This window comes from Brevibacillus massiliensis, assembly GCF_000311785.1.
Taxonomy (GTDB): domain Bacteria; phylum Bacillota; class Bacilli; order Brevibacillales; family Brevibacillaceae; genus Brevibacillus_C; species Brevibacillus_C massiliensis.
Map to the genome: position 1 here is coordinate 48,497 of NZ_HE978550.1, position 26,350 is coordinate 74,846.

Sequence of the window (26,350 nt, forward strand, 5' to 3'; positions counted from 1 at the left end):
TTTTTTTGCGTCAGGCGATGTCTTTTGGCTTTAATGAGCGATCGCTCGATCATAACTGGAGGGAGAAGAAAGGAAGTTAGTGAATGGAAACCAGTGATTTGTACATCCCGACAGATCACCAAGATGCAGAACAAACGATCAAAAACCCGCCTCCTCGTGGAGCGCGGGTTTGCCCTTTATTTAGAACACCCCGATAAAGCAAATGGTGCCAATCACGTAAAACCACGTCAGCCTGGTCAGATTTTTCTTCGTTTTTTGTCCGTAATTTTCCTCATTTTGATTCATCCCGGCGTAGATCGTCCCGATTGCCGCCGCCAGGACAAGGATGAATATCAAGATCATGATGAACATGGATCAGCTCTCCCCTGCTTTCTGTTCCCTGTCTTTTTTCTATCTTCTATCTTACTTGATTCCTTCAGAAAAAAACCATCCACTTTCCCTGTTATTTGACCATCCACTTTACAATACAACCCCTTCATTTACGAAGGGGTTGGTGTATTTACATCTTTTCGGTTGACGAATTCGGTTAACCAGGCACGCCGGATTTCCTTGTTCGGACAATAGCTGAGCAGGTAACTTTCTCCGTCCATGTACTTCTTTTTGATCCATTCTTTATGCTTGTGAAAAAAGGCTTTCTGAAACTCAAGAGGCATTTGCAAAAACTCTTCAAGAGCAGAGGGATTTTGGAGAAAAAACTCCTCATCATAGACAATATCGTTGTTTTGACGGCGGTGAAACAGGTACATAAACAAGATGACAAGACCGACGTTCACCAAAAAAAGGGTCATCCCAATCCCTCCTCAAAAAATCCTTTCCCCCAATTATCAGAAGTGTCTGTTTTGCGTATCTATTACTATCTTATCACTTTTTCCAGGTTTGCAAACCAATTTTTCCACCATGCAGCCGAGAAAACTCTTTGTCAATCCATCAACGCATAAAAAATCGGCCGGGAACCGTCGCCGTTTCCCTGACCGATGGAATAAGGGTGCAAAATATGCGATTTGTTACGCTTGCGGCAGTATGGGAATATCAGGCGGCGGCGTTGTTTGCTCCGCAGGCGGCTTGATCCCTGCATCCGGCGGATTGCCAGTTCCCGGATCCGGTTTGGACGTTCCGGAGTTGTGCGAATTCCCCTTCTTATCCTCCTGCGTTCCGTCCGTTGCCGACGGCTCAGTTGTACTCTCGTTGCCGGGCAACAGCGGAGGCTGTGTATCTGCCGGGGTCTCTTCCGTTCCCTCCGGCTTGACGACAGGATCTGCCTGCTTCTCCGGTTTCGTCTGTTCTTTCTCCACCTTGTGAACCTCTGTTCGGGTCGTCTTGCGGCTGCTGCTCACAGAGTTCGTCCCGCTGGCTGTCGCGTTGACGTACTTGCCTGTAGATGAGTCATCCAACTCGGCGACAGCGGAAGTGATGCCCATCTCGGTTTGCAATGTGCTGCGAATCGCCTGCAGGTTTTCTTCCGGCAGCAAGGTGTACATGATGCTGGAATTCCAGTAGGCGCCGCTGTCCAGAACTGTCAGGTCGCTGGAACTGAACCCTTTAAAATCTTTCGCCAATCCCTTTATCTGGCTTGGGGAAAGGTCGGTATTCACGTTTTTCAGTGCAACGTCGATCACGGTAAAGAGTTTCGTAAAACCCTCGGGAGAGGTCATTTTATCGAGTACAGCCTTAATGACTTCCTGCTGGCGCCGGTTGCGGTCAAAGTCGCTGGAATAGTACTTGGTTCCGCGGTCGTCGTGACGGTGCCGGACGTAGTCCAAGGCATTCTTGCCATTTAACGTCTGGAGCCCCGGCTGCAAATCGATGGTGGTCCCGTCAGTGGGGTCGTGGTAGACCAATCTGCTGTCAACGTTCACCTCTACCCCGCCTAATTCGTCAATGATCGATTTAAATCCGTTAAAATCAACGGTTATGTAATACTGAATCGGAATGCCCAGCATCTGCTCCAGCGTCTTTTTGGTAAGGGTTACGCCGTTTTCCGTCGGCACTTTGCCGTTTCTTTCATCCCGGCGGCGCTCCGACTCTCCATAGGCGAAGGCGGAGTTAATTTTGTAATAGCCGCTGTATCCGGGAATTTTTACCCGTGTGTCCCGCGGGATGGAAAGCAGCTGGACTTTTTTGGTCGCCGGATTGATCACCGAGACCATCATCACGTCCGTATTGAGCGACCCGGTCTCCTCCCGCGAGTCGAATCCCAGAAGCACGACCGACAGCGGCTTCTCCGGTTCATATGTCTTGTTGGTTGGCGCATTTGTTTCAGCATACGGGTTTTCGACACTCTCGATCGCCTGGTTCAATTTCCAATAAACTGCACCGGCGGCACCGCCGACCAGCAGAATCGCAAATAATACAAATAGTGTGACCATCCGGCGAAGCTTTCTGCGCCGTTTCTGCTTTGCACGTTTATCCGTCTGCACGGCAGAACCGTTTGCGGGCGGGTTTGGCATCAGGTATTCATCTCCTTGGCATGTAAGTACACGGCAAACGTTATGTATGTGCATTTGCGCATTGTCAGATGATTCGACAAGATAGTACCGGAGTTTCACATGTCAAAAACTCGTTGCTATTATATCACGGGATTGACTTTATTTGTAGAAAAAACTGCAAAAAAGCGAGAGCGATTGCCCGCGCGCCCCTCTCAAGACATGGAACAAATCCTTTCATGGAGGGCTTTGCAAACAATCGCCAGGATTTACGTTTCTCTTAAACTTTTTTCGACATCAGACTATCGTAGAACGGATTGAGCCATTCCATGAGGACCGCGTAATTGCAGGATTCTTCGTCGTCCAGGTAATTCGCCATCACCTGAACGGGCCTGCGTCCGCATCGCAAAAGAAACGTCATCACCGGGTCGGTCAATTCACCGGCAGCCACCTTGTCTACATAGGTCTGGACATCGTATTGATCGGCCAGCTTATGGTACCCGGGGATGCGCCCGCCGCCGAGCACCCTGGCCAATCCCTTGTGCACCGTCACATAGTAGACGGCCTGCATCAACAAGCGGCCAAGGCCGAGAGAGCGGTATTTTGGCATCACGCTGACATCGACGATATAAAAGCTGTCCCCGGACGGATCGTGATTGCGGATGTAGCCGTTATCGGTGATCTGCGACCAGGTATGGGGTTCGCCCGGATGGTAGCGGACGACCAGGCCGGTAATCGAGCCGACCAACTTGCCGTCGTGTTCCACGCAGATCGCTCCTTCCGGAAAGTGCCGCACATGGCTTTCGATCTGCTCTTGTGTCCACAAAAGCTCTTGAGGGAACGGTTCGGGAAAACATTCCCGCTGCACTTGGAACAGCGCCGGAAAGTCCTCCACCTGGTAGTTCCGCACCAGCAATTCGTACGGCTTGTCTTGATAGACGACGTGACGGTAACGCAAAGTCCATCCTCCTTTTGGCCATTCATGATCGGTTTCTTTTATCTTACTCGATTTTGTATTTCTCTCAACTGACGGCGTTTGCTATGATAAAGAAAAAACATCCCAAAGGAGTGGAGCTGAGTGCCCAGCATTCGCATTGGAGCCGTGCAATACAAGATGAAACCGATCAGTTCCTTTGAGCAGTTTGCCGAGCAGGCCGAGAGCCATGTTCAGATTGGAGCTGACTTTGGGGCAAAATTTTTGTTGTTTCCCGAACTTTTTACAACGCAGCTGCTCTCGATCGCACCCGACCGCGATCCGCTGCGTGCGATCAGGTCACTGGACGCATACACGGAGGCGTACATCGTACTCTTTACCCGGCTCGCCAAAGAGCACAACCTGTACATTATAGCAGGAACACATGTGGGTTCGCTGGAGACAAAACCCGGACTGTACAACGCCGCCTACCTGTTCGCTCCCGACGGAAGCCGGCAGGTTCAGGAAAAAGTACATCTGACGCCTACGGAAAAAAACGACTGGAAGCTGGACGCCGGCGATGCCTTCCGCGTCTTCGAAACGGAGTACGGCAAGATCGCGATCGTCATTTGCTACGATATCGAGTTTCCGGAGGCGGTCTCTACGGTCGTGCAAAAAGGAGCGGAACTCCTCTTCTGCCCCTCGTGCACAGATGACGAGCAGGGTTTTTACCGCGTCCGCTTTACCTCTCACGCCCGCACGATCGAGCACCAGGTATCCGTTGCGGTAACGGGAACGGTAGGTTATCTTCCGAATGTCCGCTACATGGAGAGCAACGTAGGGCAGGCGGCCATTTTGGTGCCGTGTGACGTTCCTTTTCCGCCGCAGGGCATCGTGAATCAGGGGATCAAAAACGAAGAGATGGTGATATTCGGCGACGTAGACCTGTCCATGCTGCGGGAGATCCGGGAAAACGGGTCGGTCCGGCCATGGCACGACCGTCGTCCGGACGTCTATGGAAAGTAGAGCGGTACCGGCACCGGGGCCAAAAGACGCCAGCCAGACTGTGTACCGGGTTCTGTTCGCCGTCAGTCTGGCCCACCTGTTAAACGACAGTGTACAGGCCGTGATCCCCGCCGTCCTGCCGATCCTGGAAAAAAACCTGATGCTCAGCTACCTGCAATTGGGGGTCATCCTGCTGGTCATGAACGTGACCGCTTCCATCCTTCAGCCCGTGATCGGCTACGTTTCCGACCGCATTCCCCTGCCATTCGCGATGCCGATTGCCATGCTGGTATCTGGACTGGGCATGCTCACCCTCGCCTTTACCGAAAACTACCTGCTGCTTTTGGCTGCCGTCGGGATGGTCGGAATCGGCTCGGCTGTCTTCCACCCGGAGGCATCCCGCGTCGCTCACAAGGCGTCGGGAATCCAACGGGGGCTCGGGCAATCCATCTTTCAGGTTGGCGGCAACGTCGGACAGTCGCTGGCCCCGCTGATGACCGCACTCGTCTTTGTCCCGCTGGGGCAAGGGGGAGCAGCCTGGTTTACCGCTTTGTCAACGATTGCCGCGGCGGTGCTGGTCTACATCGCGTTTTGGTCGCGCGGCCGGCAGCGCCAAAGCAAGGCGCAAAAACGGGAAGTTCGGCTGTCCTATATGAACAAGCGGATGATCGCCCTCTGTCTGGTCGTCGTGATCGTCGCGGTCCGCTCATGGGTGGTTGCCGGCTTGCAGAGCTTCTACCCGCTGTTTTTGATCAAGACGTACGGCCTGCAGATCGATCAGGCCCAGATATTCGCTTTTCTGTTCCTGCTTGCCGGCGCCATCGGAACTTTTCTCGGCGGACCGATTGGCGACAGATTTGGCAAACGCAATCTTTTGATTGTCTCTACCGTCGGGGCGCTGCCGCTCACCCTGTTGATTCCATACGCACATGGAATCTGGGCATACCCGCTGCTGTTCCTGACCGGATTTATACTGTTGTCCAATTTTTCCGTCAGCGTCGTCTACGCCCAGGAACTGCTGCCAGGCCGTGTCGGCACCGTTTCCGGACTGATCATCGGCTTCGCTTTTGGCATGGGCGGTTTGGGTGCGACGGTCTTGGGCTACCTCGCCGATCTCCACGGTCTGATGTTTATCATGCTGCTCTGTTCGGCTCTCCCGGCATTGGGAGCCCTCGGCTTTTTCTTGCCAAAAGACGCTGCGCTCACCGAGTGGGAGAAGGCAGCGGCGTAATTCTTTTTGAACGAAACAAGCAGGTCTGGAGCACAAGCCCCAGACCTGTTTTCTTATACCAGCACACCGCCGCCTACTCCGAGCAGCCTGCTGACGGCAGGAGGGTACAGCTCCGGCGTTCCAAACAATCGCCACTCGCCATCCTCCATTTGACCGATCAGCCCCGAAAGCATCCAATCTTGTCCGAGACGAAGTTCATCCGGCCGGTCGAAGTGAAGGGAGATTTCTTGCGAGCCGCTTCGTCTGACGAGCCAGCCGGAGTCTTGTTTGGCCACCAGCAGCAGCTGCTCTTCCGCTGCCTCCTGCGGCTCCATTTGCTGATCCTGCAGATGGCGAACCGCCTCTTTTTGCAGGATCGTCCGCTGCCTGTACGCTTCCGCCAGGTCATCCTTCATCTCGGTGAGCAGCAGCTGCATCTTGCTGTACAGTGCTGTATTGTGCTGTTTATCCACCCACTTGAAGAACGCGGCCAGCACCGACAACAGATTGGCGGCCAGCGTCTTGGTGGGCACGTCTACCCGTTCATATATATCGTGTACGAGGAAGTACGCCACTTCGCCAGGCTGCAGGGAAGACCACTCAAACGCAGGTCCAAACGCCGAGCGCACAAATGAGCGGAACAGGCTCATCACCTCGTCGTACTTCCTCACCGTAGCCTCCGATTTGCCCTCGGTCATCTCTGCCACAAAGCGCGTGATATCCTTCAGCAGCTCAGGATGGACGGTATAGGTGCTCTCCGGAAGTCCTTTCAGCAGCGGACGGGTCAGCATATCTGCGAGATGTACTGTCTTGCTCGGCAGGTGAAGGCGGGGCCTGATCATTCCGATCTCCATAAAGCGGCCCGGTCCCTGTCCCTTCGCTCCGTCACTCTCCACTTTTTGGACCAACGCCAGCAGCTTTTCCTTCATCGCCGGCGCATCAGACGCGGCAGCCTGAAGCGGCGCCAGCCCATCCAAACCCGCTGCCGGGGTCACCAGCCACTTTTCCGCAAAGTACTTACGAACCGCCCACATCAAGACTTTCTGCGGCAGTGTCGGCTGACTGGTGATAAAAAACAGTGCCCCGGGTCAGCCTTAAATTGGTCGATGTCAGCCGCTGTATCGCCGTTTCTTCAAGCGGCCGCGGCAGCTGCAGCTGCTCGGCTGCGGCCTCCACATCGGGAGCAAATCCCTCCAATATCAGCTGTCCTCCTGTCAGGAGCATCTCTGCCGATACCTCGTGCAGTGCCAGCAGCGTATTGTTTAACTCGGAGAACAGATACTCCTCCTTGTGCGGTGCGTACACCCAAATTTCTTCATCTTCATCCTGCATCTTCAGCTCGAAAGCCTCAAGCGAACCCAGCTGTTTTCTCAGGTCATCCGGCTGCGGACAGCTGTACACGTTGCGGATCAAACTGTCCTGATCCCCGGCAGCATCAGTCTCGATCCGGTTTTCCAGTATCAGGCGGTACAAGGCAAGCGTACGGGCTCCTCTCGTGTTTTCGTCCTTCAAGAGAGCCAGCAGCGGCTGCTTGAACTGAGCCTGGAGAATCAGGCTGCCCGGGTACAACAGATCCCTTGCACCCATGTTTAACAAACGCCCCAATAAAATTTGTCCTGGTTCGATTGCTAGATCCTTGGCATCGACGATGTAATGAAGATTTCCGGTAGACAGATGTCGAACGGTCAGCACTTCCGCGCCGATTTCCTCCAACTGGTACGCATCGAGAACGAGGCTCTGCAGCGCTTCCTTCAGGTCGCCCTCCATCCTCCTTCCCTCGTGCTGCAGAAACCGCTCAAACAAAGTGGGGCCATTCGTCTGGTCGTCGAACACGAACCAATTGAAAAAGTGAACCGTCCACTGCGGATTCACGCTCTCCTGAGCACTCAGGCCAGCTTCGCGGATGAAGCGCTCTCTCGCCTGATCCAATGCTGTCTCCTGCGTCACGACAGAGACGTATCTGTTCAAACGCTCTTGCCATGAAGACAGTTGTTTGCGCATTTTTTGCTCGCGAGCGTAACGGATTTGGGTAATCGGAGTCACGACCCCGCAGCATCTTTTGTATTTCTTTCCGCTTCCGCACGGACAAAGCTCGTTTCTTCCGACTGACATGGGGTGGTTCTCCTTTCTTCCCGCCACAAAAGCTCGGGAATAACGACAATCCTCTTGGACAGAGGTTGTTTTAAAAAAGTCGAGCAGCCTAATCGATGCCCAGTTCGTATTCCAGTTCCCAGCGGAGGACAAACTGCTCAAGCTGCTGAGCAAGCCGTTCAATCCGCTGTTTTTCCAGAATGCAATCGGCAATCGCAGCCAACTCGCTAGAGGCAAATAACTGAACTACTTCGCTTTCCATTTCTGTTAGCCGAGCCCGGTATGTGGCAATGATTTCACGCAAAATGTCAAATCTCTGCTCCAAACGAAAAATGGGCTCGGTCGTAATCATCGCTGCTCCAGCCCGGCCAGCACCTGGGCAATCCCATGGGCTGCCTGTTCATTTTTATGTTTCTCATTCATCAGGATTTCAATCGCCTGCATATTGCTCTGTTGAAAGTGGACAATGACTTCACGTGCCATCTCCTCGTTGCGTCTCTCCAACAGGGAAGTCGCCCGCTGCAGCAATTGTTGCACTTCCTCCAAAACCGATGTATGTGTCGTATTCACAAGGGTTTCCTCCTCTTGTACGGCGGCAGCCGCCGTTTCTTGTTTCGCCTGTTCAACCTCAGCCTCGCCAGTGTCGGCTGGCTGGCTCTCTTCTTCATTGGACAACGGAAAGTACAGCATATCCTCCTCAATCCGGAAGCGATCGTCCAGCTCGGGAATGAAGATGTAAGATTTGCCTGTCAGGCCCATTCCTTGTTCGAGCATGTACGGTATCGTCCGCAGGGGGATTCGTTCGATCTGATGCGTCTGGACATATGCGTATACCTCGTCGTTTATCAGTTTCCACTCGGTTAAATACCAGCGGTTGTCCCCCTGGTACTGCACAAACCGAGGATCTCGTTCCAGCACCAACAAACGGCTGATCTGGTTCCAGGAAAGACGGGTTTGCTTGCGCAGCTCGCGGATGATTTGTTCAATCGATTTGGGCGTCCGCGCAGCTGCCAAAAACCGATAGGCCAAATCGAACACCTGGTGCGGCTGATAAGCCAACTCGATGATGGCTTCAGTTCGTCCTGCCCTCACCGGCGTTTGCGGCATCCGAAGAACCTTGGCAAGAAGCTCTGAACTGTCGCCTGTCAATCCTTCCGCATGCAAGCTTTCGTCAAGGCGTTCCAGCACTTCGTTCCGCGGCAAGGAACGCTCCCCAGACCGAAAGACTTTCTTGATCATACTTGCTGGCGTGCAGTTTGGCCGTTTCATTTGCATTCTCCTCATACTGCCAAGTCTATTCCAAGCAGCTTGGAATACATAAATATTCTACATGAGTGCCAAAACTCCTACAGAATCGGGCTATTTTTTGCGAAGAACCAGCCGACGGCCAAGAGGAGCAGTCCCGAAAACTGCTCCCTCCCGCCGGTTTTTCGATTAGTACCCCCGCCAGACTTTTCGCCGCAGCGCAGGGGCGTATACCCACTCTTCGTCTTCCGCCTGTTCGCTCTGGACATTTGCCAGCGCGTTCATTTTGCTGTCGATTTGATCCAGGTAGTGAAACAGCACGGCTGTCGGGGTTTTTCCCGATACAGCGCTGCCCCAGCCGTTTTCTACGTCGCCGTGGTGACTGAGAATGCAGTGCTTCAAGTGCAGCACTTCCTTGTTTTCGAGATCGATTCCCAGTGCGAGGCACGCCCGGGTGACGAGCTCCACCCCCATCACAAGATGGCCAATAAGCTGTCCTGGCGTCGAATATTCCGGCGCGATCGGATCGGATAGCTCGTACAGCTTGCCGATGTCATGCAGGATACAAGTGGCGTAAAGCACGTCCTTGTCTACTTGTGGATAGAGCGGCAGCAGCTTCTCCGCCGCTCTTAAAAGCGACAGCGTATGTTCAAGCAGGCCGCTGTAATAGTGGTGATGCATTTTGATTCCGGCAGGAAAACTGCGCAGTCTCCCCTTCAGCTCTTCGTCGGAGATCAGATGGGCTACGATCGCCCGCAAGACGTCGCTTTTCAACCCGGACGCATACGTCATCAGGCTTGTCCACATCTCCTCAAGATCCCCTTTGGCGACAGGGACCAGGGATTGGATCTGTACGTCGTCCGCCTCCGTGGCCAGCCTGATCCGTTGGATGACAAGCTGCTTTTTCCCCCTGTAGCTCTGGACGACCGCATCGATCTTGACAATGGATTTTACCTGAATCGTCTCCTTCACTTCTTCCGATACGTCCCAGATCTTGGCGTTCAGGCTGCCTGAGCGGTCGCACAGCTCCAGATTCATGTATTCGCTCTGGTTGCTGGCGATGCCCACCTCGCGGCTCTTCACCAGGCAAAAGGCAATGATTCGTTCCCCTTCCTCACACGCAAGCAAACAAGTCACGTTTTATTCTCCTTCTCCCTGAGATTCTATTTTTTACCAAATAACAGATTCTCTATTTTTCGCAGCACATTTTTCCCGATCAGTTCGTCTGCCTGTTTCACGACCTTGGTGATCACTTCGAGCAGATCCTGCTGACCGTTCCAGTGTTCAGCCACGATCTTGGAGTCGACGTCGACGAGGATCGAACGCAAGGCGAAGACGGCGAGCACGACGTCGTCCATCATCCCCAGCGGTCCGACGATCGCTTCCGGAATAAAATCGACCGGGGAGATAAAGTAGGCGACGGCCACCCCGGCGATCGTCTTCGCCTGAAGCGGCACCCGCTTGTCCCGCAGCAGCCGGGCAAGCAGCACAAACAGATCCGGGGCCAGCAGGATAAAACCGGCGGCGTTATCGCCGAGTCCGCGGTCGCGGATAAATTTTTCTATCTTGGCCCTCAGCTTGTCGTAAAATCGCTGGTGCTCCTTAGGCAGCTGGATCGGGGTAAGCTCGTACGAATCGCGCGGCACGGGCAGGTTAGGGTTGGTTTCTTCTTCATGCTGACTGTTCTCATTCACTGTGATCCCTCCTGTTTTGGTTTCGACAGAGACTTTTTTTTCGACATCTCTTTCTTCCGATATTGGCTGAACGTGGCCAAGCCGACGATCGCCACGATGGCTACCAGGAAAGCCACCGCCAGGTTGCGCGACACAAAGGCAAACACCTGCTCCCAGCGTTCGCCAAGCTGCCAGCCGAGCGTCACGAACAGCACGCTCCACACCAGTCCTCCGCCGTACGTCAAAAGCACAAAGGTCGGAAAAGGCAGCTTCGTGATGCCGGCGAAGTAAGCGGTAAACTGACGGACACCGGGGATGAAATAACCGACAAGCAGGATCCATTTGCCGATCCAGTTAAACCATTCCTCTGTCCGTTTATACAATTTGTAACCAAGCCCCAAACGGCTTCCATAACGTTCAATAAACGAGTAACCAAGCAGGCGTCCAATCCAATACGCCACCGTCATCGCGCTGATCGAGCCCAGGTAACAGGCGATCAAGGTCGGCAGATAGGAAAGCCTTCCGGTCGAGACGAGAAAACCGGAAAAGACCAAGAGCGTTTCTTCCGGCAGCGGCATGCCGAGAATGCCGAGAAAAAACAGGAGGTATAAGGCTACAACCCCGTATTCGGTGATGTAGTCCCCGAATGTTTGCACCAGCTCCTCCAACCATGTCACCACTCTTCACAGGTATGATTCCTTCATTATGCCAAATGATCATGAGAAAGCAAAGTGCAGCAGGTCCGTCCATTTCCAGAATAAATTATTGCCGACGCCGTGGCTTACGGTGGCCCTATCGGTTATAATGGGGGTAATCGACAGAAACACCGTGAGGAGACAAGCCGTCATGTGGAGAAAGATATACCGGAAACTGAAGTATGAATATTACAAGCTGATTCGCATGAAGGGTGCCCCCTCCTTTATCGCCAGAGGCTTTTCCGTTGGGATTTTTATCGAGTTCATCACACTGCCTACGTTCGGTTTGGCATTCATTCTGCTATACCCCATGAACCTGCTGTTCCGCTCCAGTTTTTCCGCCTCGCTGGTTGGATTTGTCATTGGGAAAATCGTGCTCCCGATCTTTATGGCGATCAACTACAAGCTCGGCAGTTCTTTGATCGGCAAACTCCTGGAAGAGCATATCAAACACAACAACGAATCGGTTACCCGCTGGGTAGCCTGGGTGCAAAGAAGCCTCGTCTACTTTACCGGCAGCGCTGTGATGGGACTCTTCGTCGCGATCGGAAGTTTTTTCCTCGTCTACGCCGCACTTCAGTGGTATCGCAAAAAACGTTCGCGCCGCTCGCTTTCCCCTGGAAAAGCATAGGTCCTCGCTTTGGTGAAAATTGTCCGTGAAAGCCGAAAAATTGGCTCGCTTACATTCGTGGTAAACCAACAGAGAGCAGAACTGTCCGTCTTTATTCCATAAAACGGCTCATCGACCAAATGCTGGTTTTCGTTGGGGCAAAATAGAAAAACTGCACCTTTCCAAAAAAAACGAAACGGCCTGATCCCAGACAAAAATGGTTCAGGCCGTATCCCATGCGATGTGATCACGATTTCTGAAACGCGCCTTTTCCGCGCATCATATCCATGATTTCACTCACCGTGTAGTTTTTGCCGAGAAGGGACATGATCTCTTCCACGTGCTCTTCCGTAAGTCCGGTCGCCTGCAAGCTTTCCCGCAGCAGCACGTCATTGGCATTGCGGAAGTAGCTCTTCAACGTGCGTGAAACGCGCCCCTCCAGATTTGTGCTCAGCAGCAACTCTGTCGTTGACATTTATCTCCACCTCTTTATTATGAACTGTTCTATCTCCTTATTATAAACGATCCCTCCCGGTTGGCAATCATGCCTCTCGGAAAAGGCGCCGACGCCCTCTAGATTCCCGGGGTCAGTGTTCGCTTATGTTCGGAGATGCGGTGCAGGTGCAAAATGCGTTCCTTCGCCTGTGGTGTGGTCTCGCCTGTAATCAGGTAGCGGTCCAGTTCCTCATAAGTGAAGCCCATCTCCTGCTCATCTGTTTGGCCGGCCCAGAGATCGGCTGACGGGGCCTTGGTGAGGATCGACTCCGGCACTCCTAATTCTGCAGCCAAAATGCGGATTTCATGCTTGGTCAAACTGGCCACCGGGTTGATGTCGCCGAGGCCGTCTCCCCCTTTGGTCATGTAGCCGATGTACAGTTCGCTGTAGTTGCAGGTATCGACGACGAGGTATCCCTTCTCGTTGGCAATCGCGTACAACGTGGTCATCCGCAGCCGCGCTTTCGTATTTCCTTTGGTCTTGTCGTTAAACGTCATGACTTTGGACAGTTCTCCCATGATCGCCTCAAAAGTCGCGCCCAGATCCACTGTGACGAGATTCAGGTTGATCGCCTCCGCCAATTTGGCCGCGTCCTCCGCGTGGATCGGCAGCGAATTGGCAGGCATCCATACGCCAATCACCCGCTCCCGACCGAGAGCGCGCACACAGAGAGCGGCAACCACTGCGCTGTCGATTCCTCCCGAGATACCGACAACGGCGCCTCCCAGACCCTGGCCGTCGATCTGGTCGCGAATAAAAGCGATCCGCTTTTCCATGTCGCTCTTTACTGTGGCTTGATAGTTATGTAAATGCTGTTGAAACGTATCCATTGCCCTGCCCCCTGTCGATTTTCGTTTCTGATTTTATCCTATCACTTGCGCCGGATGGTGACAATCTGCCCCGCTCTCCGGCGGTATTGTCGAACTTTTCAGCCGAAAGGGCCCGCTCCGTTCATCGTCAAAACAAGATCGCGCTGTCCGAACCAAAAAAAGATGGCTCCCATCCGGAACCATCTTTTTGCGTTGGCTAACTGATCACCTTATCAGTTCTCGTGTCCAACATCTTTTCCAAATCCCGGACGTCCCGCTCCAATTCGAGGATGTCCTCTTCAATCAGCTTTTTTAGGTGCTGTTTTTCCCGCAGCACCTTGCGAGTTTGCTCTAAGCGCTGATTCATGTCAAACACGCCGAGATACACTAACCTTCCCTCCCTGTTCCTATGTAACAGTACCTTTACTATAGTATTCAGGAGGGAACATTTGTTGACAAGATTTTTCACTGTGATCGAAATTTGGATAACTCCGCCCGCAAGCGGTACACTTCCTGCTGCAGGGCCTGTTTTTCGACACGGTCAATCTCCCAGTCCAGCTCGTCACTCTCTGCAAAGTCCGGGAACTCCCGGTAGAACCTGTCGGCAGCGAAAGGATAACTCGGCTCCTTCGGGACGATAAAAGAGAGCAAAAAGTAGAAAAACACAGGAACGACGGTAAAGATCGAAACCAGCACAAAAATCACGCGAACCAATGTTGCATCTATCTGCAAAAATTTGGCGATCCCTCCGCACAAGCCGAAAAGCTTTTTGTCGTAACGCGAGCGGTAGAGGCGGTTCATTTGCAATCCTTCCTTTCCACAACCGATTTCTCTTGTACCCTAAGGATATCCGAACAAACCTATCGGCCAAAACTGGCTGCGGAGGGATTTGTCCTCCGCCTCGGGACGGAGAAGAACGGGAGGAAGCTGCCGGATGAAAACGGCACATCGGGCTCACGCTAACGGATGAGGTGATTTGCCCGACCGCCCGGAACCCAACTTCACGCCGTACGGCACGCCGACCAACTTCGGCACGAGCAGCCTGTACGAAAGAACGCTGCGCCCAGGCAGTCTGTCTGATTACTCAACGATCTGGCGGAAGCGGTGAGGCAGACATGTGGCTTGTGCCAGCCGCCGCCCATTTTATTCATCCGCTCCGTCCCGACTTTCGATTTGTCCGATCAGCTGAGCCATGTCCGGGGGCACCGGCTCCGTCAGCGTCAGCATTTCCTGCGAGCGCGGATGGCAAAACGACAGCCTTGCCGCGTGGAGTGCCTGCCGGCCGATTCTCTCCCGGCTTCCGCCGTACAGGTCGTCTCCTGCCAGCGGATGGCCCAGGTAGCTCAGATGGACGCGGATTTGATGAGTCCTCCCGGTCTGCAGATGCAATTCCAGCCACGTCATGTCCTCTCCCCTGCCGAGCACCCGGTAATGCGTCCTCGCATACTGACCGTCCGGCCGCACTTCCCGCACGATGATCGAGTCATCACGCAGTCCGATCGGTGCCTCAATCACCCCCTGTTCATCCGCGACAAGCCCCTCTACGATCGCCTGGTAGGTGCGCCCCAGCGTCCGTTGCCGCTGCATCCGGGCGAACTGTTCATGTGCCCACTGGTTTTTCGCGACGATCAACAGGCCCGAAGTATCTTTGTCCAAGCGATTGACCGGGCGAAATTTCCGACTTTCTCCCTTCGCCTGCCAATACGCCACAACCCCGTTTGCCAACGTGCCGTCCGGATGGGTTCGCGTCGGATGAACGACCATTCCTGCCGGTTTTGCCAGGATCAACAGATCCTCGTCCTCATGTCGTATGGCGAGCGGCATCGGCTGCGGCACGAGCGACTCTGCTTCCTCCGCCGGCAGAACAAGCGTTACCTGGTCGCCTTTTTTCAGGCGCTCCGTGACGTAAGCCGGCGCTCCGTTCAGACAGACACTGCCTCCGTATTTGGCGCGCGTCAGCAAGCGCCTCGACACGCCATACGCTGTCTGCAGCACATCGCGAATCGTCTTTCCCTCGTCAGCTTCCGTCACCTCGAACTGCAGTAGCATGGCTGTTACCTCCCCTTTTTTGTGAAAAACGTCTCGATGATTTCATAAAACATGGATGTGACCGCTTGCGGTCCACAAAACGCTCATGACCGTTTTGTGTTGTCGCATGCCGATCATCCGAATATGTTACAATAGATTGATCAAGAAAGTTTCTTTTACAAAGCAAATGAATTTATCCAACGGGGTGAGGTCTGGGTGATCGTCGTGAAGACAAAAGCAGAAATTGAATATATGCATGCTGCCGGCAAGATATTGGCCGCGTGCCATCGAGAGATTCGGAAAAGAATCCGCCCGGGTGTGACAACCTGGGAAATCGAACAGTTCGTCGAACAATTCCTCAAGCAGCACGGAGCAACTCCCGAACAAAAAGGGTACCACGGTTACCCGTATGCCACTTGTGCTTCCGTCAACGATGTCATCTGTCACGGCTTTCCCAACAAAGAGCCGCTGAAAGACGGGGATATCGTGACCATCGACATGGTGGTGAACCTGAACGGCTGGCTGGCTGACTCCGCATGGTCGTACGCGGTCGGCAACGTTTCCGAAACGGCAAAGAAACTGCTCGCCACGACCAAAGAAGCGCTGTATCTCGGGATCAAACAGGCAGTCGTCGGCAACCGCATCGGTGACATCTCGCACGCCATTCAAACCTTTGCCGAAGCCAACGGATTTTCCGTCGTCCGCGATTTTACCGGCCACGGCATCGGGGAAGAGATGCACGAGGATCCGTACGTTCCTCACTACGGCCCTCCCGGCAAGGGACCCCGCCTGAAAGAAGGCATGGTGCTGACCATCGAACCGATGCTGAACACGGGCAGCTACCACGCCACCATCGACGACGACGGCTGGACCGCCCGGACGATCGACGGCGGCCTGTCTGCCCAGTACGAGCACACCATCGCGATAACCAGCGACGGTCCGCTGATCCTGACGGAGCAGTAGGATGCGGCAAACAGACAACAAGCCTCTCCCCGCACCCGCAAGGAAAGGCTTGTTTGTTTTTTCGCAAAGAAGTTTACTTTGCAGCTTTGGCCGCTTCGATAGCTGCCTCGTAGTTCGGATGCTGGCCAACTGCAGGAACGTATTCAACGTAGACGACGTTGTCGCTCCCGTCGATGACGAATACAGCGCGGGACAGCAGGCGCAGTTCCTTAATCACTACACCGTAAGCCAGACCGAAGGAAAGGTCGCGGTGGTCGGACAGCGTCTGCACCTTGTCGATGCCGGCGCCACCGCACCAGCGAGCTTGTGCAAACGGCAGGTCGACGGAAATGGTCAAAATCTTGACGCCTTCCAGTTTGGCGGCTTCTTCGTTGAAGCGGCGGGTTTGAGCGTCGCACACACCGGTATCGAGCGAAGGGACTACAGAAATAATCCGTACGCTGCCCTTCGAGTCGTCCAGCGTAACCGGGGTCAAGTTGTTTGCCAGCACCGTAAAGTTAGGTGCTTTATCCCCTACTTTGATCTCCGGTCCGAGCAGGGTAACCGGCTGGTCTTTAAAAGTAACGATGCCATGACGTTCTACTGTCATTGCAATTCCTCCTCATGAGTAAAGTATGTACACATACCATCATACCCGATTTCCCTTTACTTTTCACTATCTGGATGCGCAAGGGCTCATTGGAGGAGGACTGTGTCCGCCCGGCGCGAAATCTCTTTTACCTCATGCTCGGATTCCCAGCCGGACTTCTCGTTTAACTCACGGCAGCGCATCATGGCGTGATAGAGGGCAAAGACAAAGCTGACCTGCCTGAGCTCGTAGCGGATTACCAGCACATCTGGGTCCAGCGTGTTGACGATCTCGATCAGGTAGGTGCCCCTCTCCTGCTTGCGGTCGGTGGGAACCACGTAGCCCATATGGCGCAGGATGGTGCCGATGTCAAATATGCCGTTGTCGTCAAAGTCATACGTGTCGTCGGAGAAGACCAGGTGATCCAGCAGGTCGCCCAGTTTCATCAATTCCAGGCAGGCCGGTTTCTCCATCGACAGTACGGAGCCGTCATTATTGACGAAGTAGATTTTCCCGCGATAGGTGAAGATAAACTCGTCCCTGGGCAACTCGTCCGAAAACAGCCAGTGCCTGGGCGGGATCAACAGCCGCCAGATCTCGGCGGCCTCTTTTTCCATCAGTTGCATGCGAACCCTCCTTCCCTATCTACCATTCTCGACGAAGGATGGGACCGGTATTCAAGCGGGCGGAAAGAGCAGGACCACCCATTTGATGAAGTAGGCAAACGGCCAGAGCAGCAGTTGGGCGATGAACGTACCCAGCAGGCGGCCGACGCCCAGTTGAAAGACAGCCGCTTTCAGATCGCGCAGCGGCCTTTTTTCGATGACCACGTCATCCATCAGCTTGGCGCTGAGCGGGTCGACGAAGATCACCAGGAGGATCGTTCCGACACCGTTGATGACCGAAGCCATCTGCTGGGCAAACGAACGAAACCCGGGGACCATCGCACCGGCCAGCAGCGCCGAGAGATTGGCGATCGAATAAAAGGAAAAGATGACGGCATTCATCAAAAGAAAAGAATACGTCAGATCGGCAGCTCTGATCTGCCGCCAATTGGCGCGAAAAGAAGGCAGCCAGAACTGAGAGGGAAGCTTTCGCAGCGTGCGAAACAGCCCCTCTTCGAAGACGATTTTCGGCACGCTCCCATGCTGGTCCAGCTTCAATGTCCCGATCGCCAAAATCCGCGCGACAGACGGCAGGATCAGCATCCCTACGACAATCCCGCCGCTCATCGACAGCAAGACAAAGCGGAGCTGGAAAAACAGCTCATCCGTTCTGCCCAAGTGAATGGCGCGGTCCAGCATCCAGCCCAGGACCAGCATCTGGGCCATGACGGCGAACCTCGAAAAAATGACGAGAATATTAAACAGCGAGCCGGATGCGCCGACGCGGCGGGTGCGGGCGGCGGACAGGCGCGCAGCATATGAGACGGTGTCGATGCAGCTAATAAGCGCAGTCATTGTGATGACGATCAGCAATTCCATAATTCTCGTACACTCCTACCTAACCCAAGCATCTGATGCTTCCCAAACGAACAATCACTAGTGTACCATATTTGCGCTCTGCCTTCGTCTCCAGTTCTTCCCCATTTCGGCGAATAGAAAGCAGCACCCACATCGTTTACATCATTATCCGGTAAAAATACTGGGAAAACGGATGAAAAATGTTGCGATTTTATGTATATTTGAACTATACAAAGAGATTTTACACCTCAAAAGACGGAGAGCCAAGGGGGAGAAAACCATGCGGATCAGAAAAATCAACAGACTGCTCGTCGCCAATCGCGGCGAAATTGCCATTCGAATTTTTCGGGCTGCAACTGAGCTCGGCATTCGGACTGTCGCTATCTACTCGGAGCAGGACAACACATCGCTTCACCGTTTTAAAGCTGACGAATCTTATCTGGTCGGTGCAGGGAAAGGACCGATTGAAGCTTACCTGGACATTGAAAGCATCATCGAGATCGCCAAGCGCAACGAGATCGATGCGATTCACCCCGGTTACGGCTTCTTGGCGGAAAATGCCGAATTTGCCCGCCGCTGCCAAGAGGAAGGCATCATCTTTATTGGTCCCGCCTCCGATTTGATTGAAAAATTTGGCGATAAGGTGGCGGCTCGCAACCTGGCTGTCGAAGCCGGCGTCCCCGTCATCCCGGGAACTCCCAAACCCATTGAATCGCTGCAAGAGGCGATGCTGTTTGCAAAAGAACACGGCTACCCGATCATCATCAAAGGCGTCTCCGGCGGCGGCGGCCGCGGAATGCGGATTGTCCGCAGCCAGGATCAGCTGCAGGATGCGCTTGACCGGGCGCGTTCGGAAGCCCGCTCTTCCTTTGGGAACGCCACTGTCTATTTGGAGCGTTACCTGGAGAACCCCAAGCACATCGAGGTGCAAATCATCGGCGATCAGTACGGCAATGTCGTCCACCTGTTCGAGCGGGATTGCTCTGTGCAACGCCGCCATCAAAAAGTCGTGGAAGTAGCGCCCAGCCTGGCATTGACCGATGAACTTCGCGAATCGATTTGCCGCTCTGCGCTCACCCTGATGAAGCAGGCCGGCTACAGCAATGCCGGAACCGTCGAATTTTTGCTTACTCCTGATCAGAAATACTATTTTATCGAAGTAAATCCACGAATTCAAGTTGAACATACGATTACCGAATTAATCACGGGCATTGACATCGTTCAGACGCAAATCCTCATCGCGGAAGGACATGCCTTGACAGACCCAAGGATTTCCATTCACTCCCAAGAGGACATAAAGATGAGCGGCTACGCCATCCAGTGCCGGGTGACGACAGAAGACCCGGAAAACGGCTTCGCCCCCGATACGGGACGAATTCTTGCCTGGCGCGACGGCGGAGGCTTTGGCGTGCGGCTGGACGGAGGAAACGGGTATCCCGGCGCCAATGTCACTCCTTACTACGATTCGCTGCTCGTGAAGATTTCCACTTACGGCGATACCTTTGAACAAGCATCGCGCAAGATGCTGCGCACCCTGCGCGAATTCCGCATCCGCGGTGTTAAGACCAACCTGCCGTTCCTGGAAAACGTCGTCACCCATCCCGACTTTTTAAGCGGCAACTACGATACGTCGTTCATCGACACCAAGCCGGAGCTGTTCGTCTTCCCCGGACGCCAGGACCGCGGCACGAAGCTGCTTCACTACATCGGCAACACGCTGGTCAACGGCTATCCGGGACTACCGAAGACAGAGAAAAAGCCGCACTTCGACTATCCGCGCATCCCGCGAACCCCGTTCTCGCAGCCTTATCCCGAGGGGACGAAACAGATCCTGGAGCGGGAAGGCGCCGATGGGTTGATCAAATGGATCCAGGCGCAAAACAAGGTGCTGCTCACCGACACCACCTTCCGGGACGCCCATCAGTCGCTGTTCGCCACCCGCGTCCGCACCTATGACCTGGTGGCGATTGCGGAAGCGACGGGCAAACTGGGCCACGACCTCTTCTCGCTGGAGATGTGGGGCGGCGCCACCTTTGATACGAGCATGCGCTTTTTGCGCGAATCGCCTTGGGACCGGCTTGCCCTCTTGAGGGAAAAGATTCCGAACGTCCTGTTCCAGATGCTGCTGCGCGGCGCCAATGCCGTAGGCTACACCAACTATCCCGACAACGTCATTCAGGCGTTTGTCAAAGCGTCTGCGGAGCATGGCATCGACGTCTTCCGGATATTTGACAGCCTCAACTGGCTGGAGGGCATGCGCGTCGCCATCGATGCCGTACGCAACACCGGCAAAATCGCCGAAGCGGCGATCTGTTACACCGGAGACATCCTCGATCCGAACCGGACGAAGTACACGCTCGGCTACTACGTCGATCTGGCGAAGCAGTTGGAAAAGGCAGGGGCCCAGATCCTCGCGATCAAGGATATGGCCGGCCTGCTCAAGCCCTATGCCGCCTATCAGTTGGTGAAGGCTTTGAAACAGGAGATCGGCATCCCGATTCATCTGCATACACACGACACGTCCGGTAACGGCGCGGCCATTCTGGTAAAAGCCGTCGAAGCGGGAGTGGACATCGTCGACGCCTGTGTCAGCTCACTGTCCGGCCTCACCTCGCAGCCGAGCATCAATGCGCTCATCGCCTCCCTGGAGCACAGCGAGCGGGAGACCGGCCTCGATCTGGCAGCGTGGAACAAGCTGTCTGACTACTGGGAGGACATCCGCCCCTACTACCAGGGCTTCGAGAGCGGCTTGAAAGCCAGCAACGCCGAGGTCTACGTACACGAAATGCCGGGCGGCCAGTACTCCAATCTGGAGCAGCAGGCAAAAGCGGTCGGTCTGGAGGGGCGCTGGGACGAAGTGAAGGCGATGTACGCTACAGTAAACCGGATGTTTGGCGACATCGTCAAGGTAACCCCGTCTTCCAAAGTGGTCGGCGACATGGCCTTGTTTATGGTGCAGAACAACCTGACGGAAGAAAACATCTATGAAAAAGGGGAGCGGATCGACTTCCCCGATTCCGTCATCCAGTTCTTCCAGGGATATCTCGGACAGCCGCCTGGCGGTTTCCCCAAGCGTCTGCAGCAAATCGTGCTGAAAGGGCGCGAGTACTTTACCACCCGCCCCGGAGAGCTGTTGGCGCCCGTCGATTTCGCCAAAGTACGGGAGGAATTGACGGCCAAGATCGGACGGGAGGCCAGCGAGCTGGACGTTCTCTCCTACATTATGTACCCGCAGGTATTTTTGCAGTACGACCAGAGCCTGAAAGAGTACGGCGACCTGTCTTATCTCGACACGCCTACCTTCTTCTACGGCCTGCGTCCCGGCGAAGAGACTGCCGTCAGCATCGAACGAGGCAAGACGCTGATCATCAAGCTGGTTGCGATTGGCGATCTGCAGCCTGACGGAAAGCGGATCATCTACTTTGAATTAAACGGACAGCCCCGGGAAATCGTCGTCCGCGACCAAGCCGCACAGGTGACCGTGAAGCAAAGAGTCAAGGCCGACCCGCAAAACCCGAACCAGCTGGGTGCATCGATGCCCGGCAAGGTGCTGAAGGTGCTGGTGGAAGTCGGCGACAAAGTGCGCAAGGGAGAACACCTGCTGGTCAGTGAAGCGATGAAAATGGAAACGACCCTGCAGGCACCGTCCGATGCAAAGGTAAAGGCTATTAACGTGAAAGCAGGCGATATGATCGAAGCCGGCGATCTGTTAATGGAACTGGAATAACGACATGCGAAATCCCGGAGCTTTCTTCAGCATCCGGGATTTCGCCGCTTTTCTTACATTTTATTCAAAAAATCATCGATATCACCGTGCTCGGGAACGTCGGTTACAATGTTCTTCGTCGAGTTGGTTTGGTTATTCTTGTTGTTGGAGAAGGCGTTTTGGAATTTGTCGATCAACTGTGGAACCGAGTCCAAAATCCGGTCGTACAAGTGGGTCGTATTTTCCAGCGGGATGGATCGGACGCCATTTTTGCTGACGACCAAAAAAGCAACAGGCGTAATGGACACACCGCCGCCGCTGCCCCCGCCGAACGGATGCTCCGAGCCTCCCGACGAGACGGAAGCGGCGCTGCCGTATTCAAACTCGCTTCCTCCCGAAGCAAAGCCAAACCCTACTTTGGAAATCGGCAGGATGACACTCCCGTCTGGCGTTTCCACGGGATCGCCGATAATCGTATTTACATCGACCATCTGTTTCAAGTTCTCCATCGTCGTCTTCATCAAGCCCTGAATGGGGTGGTCAGCCATTGGAATGAATACCTCCTTGTAAGGAAAAAGCCATGTATTACGTTCTCCTGCTAGTTAGCATGACACCAACTTGCCACCCCTATTCATCATTCACGCCTCGCCCATCGATCTGATCAGATTGGCCATCTCGATGGCGCTTACCGCCGCTTCCCAGCCTTTATTTCCCGCCTTCGTCCCGGCGCGCTCGATAGCTTGTTCGATCGAGTCTACCGTCAACACCCCAAAGATCGTCGGAACCTCTGCCTTCAAGGCAATGGCCGCCACTCCCTTGGCCACTTCACTGCTGACGTAATCAAAGTGCGGGGTTGCACCGCGGATCACGGCTCCCAATGTGATGACCGCATCGTACTTTTTGCTCGCCGCCATTTTCTGGGCAATCAGGGGAATTTCGAAAGCTCCCGGAACCCAGGCCACCTCTATGTCTTCCGCCTCCACGCCGTGCCGCTGCAGCGCGTCCAAGGCACCGGATAGCAGCCTCCCGGTGACAAATTCGTTAAAACGTCCGACGACAATTCCAAACGTAAGTCCGCTTCCTACCAGCTGTCCTTCGTAGATCTTGTTCACGTTCATCGCTCCCTTAGTGCAGATTCAGCATGTGGCCGAGCTTTTCTTTTTTCGTTTCCAGGTATTTTTCGTTGTTTGCGTTTGGTTTGATCTGAATCGGGACCCTTTCCGCCACTTCCAGTCCGTACCCTTCCAAGCCTTTTATCTTCTTCGGATTATTGGTTAACAGGCGCATCCGGCTGATCCCCAGATCGCGCAGAATCTGCGCGCCGATGCCGTAGTCCCGCAAATCGGCCGGAAAGCCCAGCTTTTCATTCGCCTCCACCGTGTCATAGCCCATCTCCTGCAGTTGATATGCCCGCAGCTTGTTGTGAATGCCGATCCCTCGCCCCTCCTGGCGCATGTAGAGAAGCACCCCTCTGCCTTCTTCGGCAATTTGTCGCAGTGCCCCCTGCAGCTGCGGCCCGCAATCGCATTTCTCGGATCCAAAAATATCTCCCGTCAAGCACTCCGAGTGCACCCGGACCAGCACAGGTTCGTCTGCATTTACGTCGCCCATGACAAATGCCACATGGGCCTGACCGTCCACCGCATTGCTGTAGGAAATCGCCTTGAACAGACCGTACGTCGTCGGGATGTTTGCTTCCGCCTCCCGCTTCACCAGCTTTTCCGTTTTTCTGCGGTACTGAATCAGGTCGGCAATCGTGATCAGCTTCAGATTGTACTCCCGCTTCATCTCGAGCAGATCGGGTACGCGAGCCATCGTTCCGTCGCTTTTGATCACTTCGCAGATGACACCAGCAGGATCAGCACCGCACAAGCGGGCCAAATCGACTGCCGCCTCCGTGTGTCCGGCCCGCCGCAATACCCCGCCTTTTTTGGCGACGAGCGGAAAGATGTGTCCCGGACGGCGAAAATCCTCTGCCGCCGACTGCGGATCGATCATCGCTCGAATCGTCTCGGCCCGTTCAAATGCCGATATGCCCGTCGTCGTGCTGACGTGATCGATGGAGACGGTAAAAGCCGTCCCGTGAGCGTCCGTATTCTGGCTGACCATCGACGGCAGGGCGAGTTCCTGTGCTTTCTCTTCGGTGATGGGAACACAGACCAGCCCTTTGCCGTGGGTAATCATAAAATTGATCACCTCAGCGTTCGCTGCAGATGCCAGGGCTACCAGATCACCTTCGTTCTCCCTGTTTTCGTCATCGACGACAATGATCACCTTTCCGTTCCGCAAATCTTCCAAGGCTGATTCAATCGTGTCGAACATATATAAAAAGCTCCCTTCCTTGTCAGATAAACCCATGTTCTTGCAAGAACCGTTGATCGAGCCGGGTCTTCTTCTGCCGTTCCTCGCGATAAAGCAAGAAGCGCTCAATGTACTTGCCGAGCATGTCGCACTCCAGATTGCTTTTTTCCCCCGGCTTTTTCCCGTGGAGCGTCGTCTTCGCCAAAGTGTGCGGGATGACGGAGATGCGAAACTCTGCTTCGCTCACATCCATCACGGTGAGGCTGATGCCGTCAAGGGCTACCGAGCCTTTGGGCAGAATGTATTTCAACAACTCTTCCCGTTCGGGGGCAAATGACAGAATCAGAGCGCTGCCTTCCTGTCTTTTTCCGGTCAGAACGGCCGTGCCATCGATATGTCCTGTGACAAAGTGGCCGCCAAAACGCCCATCCGCCCTCATCGCCCGTTCAAGATTGATCGGGTCACCTGCCTTTAATTGCGACAGGGTGGTCCGGCGGACGGTCTCCGGTACGGCGTCTGCCGTAAACCCATGTTTATGAAAAGAAGTAACAGTCAGACAAATCCCGTTGACAGCAATGCTGTCGCCGAGCTGCACGTCTTCCACGACCCGCTGGGCCAAGATCGCCAATTTGCAGGCTTCCGCTGTGGTTGAGACGGTTTGTACTGTGCCAATCTCCTCAACAATGCCCGTAAACATCTCTGCTCCACCTCCATTCTCAAACCTGCTGCGAGTCGTAGACTGGATAGCCTGTAAACCGCATATCCTCTCCTACCTGCTGGTAAGAAATCTGCCGAAACGTTACAGCCTGGCTGATCAGCGGCACTCCTGCCATTTTCCCTACCGGAGGCGCGGTTTCGCCCCCTACGATCTTGGGCGCAATGTATAAAATCAGCTTGTCGACGAGCCGCTCTTGCAGCATGGCTCCCGCGAGAGCCGCTCCTCCTTCGACCAAAATCGAGCTGATGCCCCGCCTTGCAAGCATCTCCATCGCCTTCTGCAAATCGACTGGCGGAGCGTCATTCACCGCAATGACCTCCACTCCCTCTGCCTCAAGCAGCCGCCTCTTTTCCGCGGAACCTCCTGCTGTGGTCAGGACGAGCGTCGGAGCTTTCTTGTCCTGCACCACCTTGGCCCGGGCAGGGAGCCGAAGTGTCGAATCGACTACAATGCGTACAGGCTGCAAACCTTCCACTTTCATTCTTGTGGTTAATTCCGGATCGTCCTTTTCCACCGTGCCGATTCCCACCAATACGGCATCGTGCTGGTGGCGCAGACAGTGAACCTCGGCCCGGGAAGCTTCATTGCTGATCCACCGGCTGTCGCCTGTGACCGTCGCAATCTTCCCGTCCAGCGTCATCGCAGCTTTTAAGGTGATGAACGGCATCTGCCGGGTGATGAACTTGTGAAACACTTCATTCATCTGTACTGCTTCCGCCTCCATCAGGCCAACTTCTGTCTCGATGCCTGCCTCGCGCAGCCGCTGAACGCCTCCTCCGGCGACGAGCGGGTTGGGATCCAGGGCGGCGATCACCACCCGTTTTACCTGTTCGCGGATGATGCGTTCCACGCAAGGAGGAGTCCTGCCATGGTGGCTGCAGGGTTCCAGGGTCACGTAAAGCGTGCAGCCTTTGGCGTGGCTACCTGCCATATTGAGGGCATGCACCTCTGCATGGGCCTCCCCCTGCCGCATATGCGCCCCTGTGCCGACGATTCTCCCGGCGTTGACTGCGACAGCCCCCACCAGGGGGTTGGTTCCCGTCTGTCCTTTCATGCTCTTCGCCAGTGTCAATGCTAGCTCCATGTAGCTTGTTTCATCCATAAACCCGCTCCTTTTTTCAAAGTAAAAAGCCTTGGAATCTATACTCCAAGGCCTGGAACGAGGAATGTAGGTAATAGGAAACAAAGCCCCTAAACCTGGTTTAAGGACACACCTATACCATGACTCCTTCTCCCATCCAGACTGTACTGTCGGCTCTGGACTCGCACCAGATCCTGCACCCTGCCGCTTTCGCGAACGAGGGGCTCGCGGGCTTACACGAAAGTGATCACCGCCGGTCGGGAATTTCACCCTGCCCTGAAGGAATGCATTATGTGATTCAATTGATACCCTATCATTATACTAGAACCTCTCAAGATTGGCAAAAAGGAGT

Annotated in this window: 30 protein-coding genes and 1 riboswitch; of the genes, 6 read left to right on the plus strand and 24 right to left on the minus strand. The window is 54.4% G+C overall.

Annotation, left to right across the window (positions count from 1 at the left end; translation table 11 throughout):
• Positions 1-180: 180 nt before the first annotated feature.
• The 4 genes from HGBM_RS31150 to HGBM_RS23110 form a co-directional block, all read right to left on the minus strand.
• Positions 181-351 (minus strand): hypothetical protein, encoded by a 171-nt coding sequence (locus HGBM_RS31150; protein WP_019123459.1) that lies wholly within the window; start codon positions 349-351, stop codon positions 181-183.
• 128 nt (positions 352-479) lie between these two features.
• Positions 480-788: a hypothetical protein gene (locus HGBM_RS23100; protein WP_019123460.1), complete on the minus strand. Its 309-nt coding sequence runs from the start codon at positions 786-788 to the stop codon at positions 480-482.
• A gap of 216 nt (positions 789-1,004) precedes the next feature.
• Positions 1,005-2,447, minus strand: a complete 1,443-nt coding sequence (locus HGBM_RS23105) for an LCP family protein (RefSeq protein ID WP_019123461.1) — start codon at positions 2,445-2,447, stop codon at positions 1,005-1,007.
• A 256-nt stretch (positions 2,448-2,703) separates the two neighbouring features.
• Positions 2,704-3,381: a GNAT family N-acetyltransferase gene (locus HGBM_RS23110; protein WP_019123462.1), complete on the minus strand. Its 678-nt coding sequence runs from the start codon at positions 3,379-3,381 to the stop codon at positions 2,704-2,706.
• Between the two features lie 120 nt (positions 3,382-3,501).
• Between HGBM_RS23110 and HGBM_RS23115 the strand changes: the two genes are divergently transcribed.
• Both HGBM_RS23115 and HGBM_RS23120 read left to right on the plus strand, forming a co-directional pair.
• Entirely contained in the window at positions 3,502-4,362 is an 861-nt protein-coding gene (locus HGBM_RS23115; protein WP_019123463.1) for a carbon-nitrogen hydrolase family protein, read from the plus strand.
• Positions 4,352-5,572 (plus strand): MFS transporter, encoded by a 1,221-nt coding sequence (locus HGBM_RS23120; protein ID WP_026074621.1) that lies wholly within the window; start codon positions 4,352-4,354, stop codon positions 5,570-5,572. Before HGBM_RS23115 ends, HGBM_RS23120 begins: the two co-directional genes overlap by 11 nt.
• A gap of 53 nt (positions 5,573-5,625) precedes the next feature.
• Here the strand turns inward: HGBM_RS23120 and HGBM_RS31955 are convergent, their stop codons facing one another.
• From HGBM_RS31955 to HGBM_RS23150, 7 genes are all read right to left on the minus strand, one after another.
• The gene (locus HGBM_RS31955; protein WP_019123465.1) at positions 5,626-6,585 is read right to left on the minus strand and encodes a hypothetical protein; all 960 of its coding nucleotides are present in this window, start codon (positions 6,583-6,585) and stop codon (positions 5,626-5,628) included.
• Complete coding sequence (locus HGBM_RS31960; protein ID WP_019123466.1) at positions 6,569-7,663, minus strand: SEC-C metal-binding domain-containing protein; 1,095 nt, start codon at positions 7,661-7,663, stop codon at positions 6,569-6,571. The genes HGBM_RS31955 and HGBM_RS31960 overlap by 17 nt, the downstream gene beginning before the upstream one ends.
• 88 nt (positions 7,664-7,751) lie before the next feature.
• Positions 7,752-7,994 carry a hypothetical protein gene (locus tag HGBM_RS23130; protein ID WP_019123467.1) on the minus strand — a complete coding sequence of 81 codons (243 nt, stop codon included), beginning with the start codon at positions 7,992-7,994 and terminating at the stop codon, positions 7,752-7,754.
• Complete coding sequence (locus HGBM_RS23135; protein WP_019123468.1) at positions 7,991-8,911, minus strand: hypothetical protein; 921 nt, start codon at positions 8,909-8,911, stop codon at positions 7,991-7,993. Before HGBM_RS23135 ends, HGBM_RS23130 begins: the two co-directional genes overlap by 4 nt.
• Before the next feature lie 165 nt (positions 8,912-9,076).
• Positions 9,077-10,024 (minus strand): 3'-5' exoribonuclease YhaM family protein, encoded by a 948-nt coding sequence (locus HGBM_RS23140; protein WP_019123469.1) that lies wholly within the window; start codon positions 10,022-10,024, stop codon positions 9,077-9,079.
• Between the two features lie 26 nt (positions 10,025-10,050).
• Positions 10,051-10,581, minus strand: a complete 531-nt coding sequence (locus HGBM_RS23145; RefSeq protein ID WP_019123470.1) for a YkvA family protein — start codon at positions 10,579-10,581, stop codon at positions 10,051-10,053.
• Positions 10,578-11,228 carry a DedA family protein gene (locus tag HGBM_RS23150; RefSeq protein WP_019123471.1) on the minus strand — a complete coding sequence of 217 codons (651 nt, stop codon included), beginning with the start codon at positions 11,226-11,228 and terminating at the stop codon, positions 10,578-10,580. The genes HGBM_RS23145 and HGBM_RS23150 overlap by 4 nt, the downstream gene beginning before the upstream one ends.
• Before the next feature lie 178 nt (positions 11,229-11,406).
• On the opposite strand from HGBM_RS23150, the gene HGBM_RS23155 reads away from it, so the two are divergent.
• Positions 11,407-11,886 carry a DUF2062 domain-containing protein gene (locus tag HGBM_RS23155; protein ID WP_019123472.1) on the plus strand — a complete coding sequence of 160 codons (480 nt, stop codon included), beginning with the start codon at positions 11,407-11,409 and terminating at the stop codon, positions 11,884-11,886.
• Positions 11,887-12,112: 226 nt separating this feature from the next.
• On the opposite strand, the gene HGBM_RS23160 is transcribed toward HGBM_RS23155, so the two are convergent.
• The 4 genes from HGBM_RS23160 to HGBM_RS23175 all read right to left on the minus strand — a co-directional run bounded on the left by HGBM_RS23160 (position 12,113) and on the right by HGBM_RS23175 (position 13,971).
• Complete coding sequence (locus HGBM_RS23160; protein WP_019123473.1) at positions 12,113-12,340, minus strand: hypothetical protein; 228 nt, start codon at positions 12,338-12,340, stop codon at positions 12,113-12,115.
• A 98-nt stretch (positions 12,341-12,438) separates the two neighbouring features.
• Complete coding sequence (nadE, locus tag HGBM_RS23165) at positions 12,439-13,191, minus strand: NAD(+) synthase (protein WP_019123474.1); 753 nt, start codon at positions 13,189-13,191, stop codon at positions 12,439-12,441.
• 196 nt (positions 13,192-13,387) lie between these two features.
• Complete coding sequence (locus HGBM_RS31155) at positions 13,388-13,558, minus strand: hypothetical protein (RefSeq protein ID WP_019123475.1); 171 nt, start codon at positions 13,556-13,558, stop codon at positions 13,388-13,390.
• A 77-nt stretch (positions 13,559-13,635) separates the two neighbouring features.
• Positions 13,636-13,971 carry a PspC domain-containing protein gene (locus tag HGBM_RS23175; protein ID WP_019123476.1) on the minus strand — a complete coding sequence of 112 codons (336 nt, stop codon included), beginning with the start codon at positions 13,969-13,971 and terminating at the stop codon, positions 13,636-13,638.
• A 175-nt stretch (positions 13,972-14,146) separates the two neighbouring features.
• On the opposite strand from HGBM_RS23175, the gene HGBM_RS32175 reads away from it, so the two are divergent.
• Positions 14,147-14,278, plus strand: coding sequence for a hypothetical protein (locus HGBM_RS32175; protein ID WP_261798194.1), 132 nt, complete (start codon positions 14,147-14,149; stop codon positions 14,276-14,278).
• A 35-nt stretch (positions 14,279-14,313) separates the two neighbouring features.
• On the opposite strand, the gene HGBM_RS23180 is transcribed toward HGBM_RS32175, so the two are convergent.
• Complete coding sequence (locus tag HGBM_RS23180; protein ID WP_019123477.1) at positions 14,314-15,219, minus strand: RluA family pseudouridine synthase; 906 nt, start codon at positions 15,217-15,219, stop codon at positions 14,314-14,316.
• Positions 15,220-15,414: 195 nt separating this feature from the next.
• Here HGBM_RS23180 and map point away from each other — a divergent pair, with 195 nt between their 5' ends.
• A complete protein-coding gene (gene map, locus HGBM_RS23185) occupies positions 15,415-16,161 on the plus strand; it encodes a type I methionyl aminopeptidase (RefSeq protein ID WP_019123478.1) in 747 nt (248 codons plus the stop codon).
• Positions 16,162-16,234: 73 nt separating this feature from the next.
• On the opposite strand, the gene tpx is transcribed toward map, so the two are convergent.
• The 3 genes from tpx to HGBM_RS23200 form a co-directional block, all read right to left on the minus strand.
• Complete coding sequence (gene tpx / locus HGBM_RS23190; protein WP_019123479.1) at positions 16,235-16,750, minus strand: thiol peroxidase; 516 nt, start codon at positions 16,748-16,750, stop codon at positions 16,235-16,237.
• Between the two features lie 86 nt (positions 16,751-16,836).
• Positions 16,837-17,355: a hypothetical protein gene (locus HGBM_RS23195; protein ID WP_019123480.1), complete on the minus strand. Its 519-nt coding sequence runs from the start codon at positions 17,353-17,355 to the stop codon at positions 16,837-16,839.
• Between the two features lie 51 nt (positions 17,356-17,406).
• Complete coding sequence (locus tag HGBM_RS23200) at positions 17,407-18,213, minus strand: lipid II flippase family protein (RefSeq protein WP_019123481.1); 807 nt, start codon at positions 18,211-18,213, stop codon at positions 17,407-17,409.
• Positions 18,214-18,472: 259 nt separating this feature from the next.
• Between HGBM_RS23200 and HGBM_RS23205 the strand changes: the two genes are divergently transcribed.
• Positions 18,473-21,919 carry a pyruvate carboxylase gene (locus tag HGBM_RS23205; RefSeq protein ID WP_019123482.1) on the plus strand — a complete coding sequence of 1,149 codons (3,447 nt, stop codon included), beginning with the start codon at positions 18,473-18,475 and terminating at the stop codon, positions 21,917-21,919.
• Positions 21,920-21,972: 53 nt separating this feature from the next.
• On the opposite strand, the gene ytfJ is transcribed toward HGBM_RS23205, so the two are convergent.
• The 5 genes from ytfJ to ribD form a co-directional block, all read right to left on the minus strand.
• Positions 21,973-22,446: a GerW family sporulation protein gene (ytfJ, locus tag HGBM_RS23210; protein ID WP_019123483.1), complete on the minus strand. Its 474-nt coding sequence runs from the start codon at positions 22,444-22,446 to the stop codon at positions 21,973-21,975.
• Between the two features lie 90 nt (positions 22,447-22,536).
• Positions 22,537-23,010 (minus strand): 6,7-dimethyl-8-ribityllumazine synthase, encoded by a 474-nt coding sequence (gene ribH / locus HGBM_RS23215; protein WP_019123484.1) that lies wholly within the window; start codon positions 23,008-23,010, stop codon positions 22,537-22,539.
• Positions 23,011-23,023: 13 nt separating this feature from the next.
• Positions 23,024-24,220, minus strand: a complete 1,197-nt coding sequence (locus tag HGBM_RS23220; protein WP_019123485.1) for a bifunctional 3,4-dihydroxy-2-butanone-4-phosphate synthase/GTP cyclohydrolase II — start codon at positions 24,218-24,220, stop codon at positions 23,024-23,026.
• A 22-nt stretch (positions 24,221-24,242) separates the two neighbouring features.
• Positions 24,243-24,896 carry a riboflavin synthase gene (ribE, locus tag HGBM_RS23225; protein WP_019123486.1) on the minus strand — a complete coding sequence of 218 codons (654 nt, stop codon included), beginning with the start codon at positions 24,894-24,896 and terminating at the stop codon, positions 24,243-24,245.
• A gap of 19 nt (positions 24,897-24,915) precedes the next feature.
• Positions 24,916-26,019, minus strand: coding sequence for a bifunctional diaminohydroxyphosphoribosylaminopyrimidine deaminase/5-amino-6-(5-phosphoribosylamino)uracil reductase RibD (ribD, locus tag HGBM_RS23230; RefSeq protein ID WP_019123487.1), 1,104 nt, complete (start codon positions 26,017-26,019; stop codon positions 24,916-24,918).
• A gap of 120 nt (positions 26,020-26,139) precedes the next feature.
• Positions 26,140-26,286: riboswitch (FMN riboswitch) on the minus strand.
• Between the last annotated feature and the right edge of the window lie 64 nt (positions 26,287-26,350).

Bases quoted from the DNA above. Each gene is read 5' to 3' on its own strand.
- HGBM_RS31150 (WP_019123459.1), bottom strand. From the start codon at position 351: ATGTTCATCATGATCTTGATATTCATCCTTGTCCTGGCGGCGGCAATC.
- HGBM_RS23100 (WP_019123460.1), bottom strand. From the start codon at position 788: ATGACCCTTTTTTTGGTGAACGTCGGTCTTGTCATCTTGTTTATGTAC.
- HGBM_RS23105 (WP_019123461.1), bottom strand. From the start codon at position 2,447: ATGCCAAACCCGCCCGCAAACGGTTCTGCCGTGCAGACGGATAAACGT.
- HGBM_RS23120 (WP_026074621.1), top strand. From the start codon at position 4,352: ATGGAAAGTAGAGCGGTACCGGCACCGGGGCCAAAAGACGCCAGCCAG.
- HGBM_RS31955 (WP_019123465.1), bottom strand. From the start codon at position 6,585: ATGTGGGCGGTTCGTAAGTACTTTGCGGAAAAGTGGCTGGTGACCCCG.
- HGBM_RS31960 (WP_019123466.1), bottom strand. From the start codon at position 7,663: ATGTCAGTCGGAAGAAACGAGCTTTGTCCGTGCGGAAGCGGAAAGAAA.
- HGBM_RS23130 (WP_019123467.1), bottom strand. From the start codon at position 7,994: ATGATTACGACCGAGCCCATTTTTCGTTTGGAGCAGAGATTTGACATT.
- HGBM_RS23135 (WP_019123468.1), bottom strand. From the start codon at position 8,911: ATGAAACGGCCAAACTGCACGCCAGCAAGTATGATCAAGAAAGTCTTT.
- HGBM_RS23155 (WP_019123472.1), top strand. From the start codon at position 11,407: ATGTGGAGAAAGATATACCGGAAACTGAAGTATGAATATTACAAGCTG.
- HGBM_RS23160 (WP_019123473.1), bottom strand. From the start codon at position 12,340: ATGTCAACGACAGAGTTGCTGCTGAGCACAAATCTGGAGGGGCGCGTT.
- nadE (WP_019123474.1), bottom strand. From the start codon at position 13,191: ATGGATACGTTTCAACAGCATTTACATAACTATCAAGCCACAGTAAAG.
- HGBM_RS23175 (WP_019123476.1), bottom strand. From the start codon at position 13,971: ATGAACCGCCTCTACCGCTCGCGTTACGACAAAAAGCTTTTCGGCTTG.
- HGBM_RS23180 (WP_019123477.1), bottom strand. From the start codon at position 15,219: ATGCTACTGCAGTTCGAGGTGACGGAAGCTGACGAGGGAAAGACGATT.
- tpx (WP_019123479.1), bottom strand. From the start codon at position 16,750: ATGACAGTAGAACGTCATGGCATCGTTACTTTTAAAGACCAGCCGGTT.
- HGBM_RS23195 (WP_019123480.1), bottom strand. From the start codon at position 17,355: ATGCAACTGATGGAAAAAGAGGCCGCCGAGATCTGGCGGCTGTTGATC.
- HGBM_RS23200 (WP_019123481.1), bottom strand. From the start codon at position 18,213: ATGGAATTGCTGATCGTCATCACAATGACTGCGCTTATTAGCTGCATC.
- HGBM_RS23205 (WP_019123482.1), top strand. From the start codon at position 18,473: ATGCGGATCAGAAAAATCAACAGACTGCTCGTCGCCAATCGCGGCGAA.
- ytfJ (WP_019123483.1), bottom strand. From the start codon at position 22,446: ATGGCTGACCACCCCATTCAGGGCTTGATGAAGACGACGATGGAGAAC.
- HGBM_RS23220 (WP_019123485.1), bottom strand. From the start codon at position 24,220: ATGTTCGACACGATTGAATCAGCCTTGGAAGATTTGCGGAACGGAAAG.
- ribE (WP_019123486.1), bottom strand. From the start codon at position 24,896: ATGTTTACGGGCATTGTTGAGGAGATTGGCACAGTACAAACCGTCTCA.
- ribD (WP_019123487.1), bottom strand. From the start codon at position 26,019: ATGGATGAAACAAGCTACATGGAGCTAGCATTGACACTGGCGAAGAGC.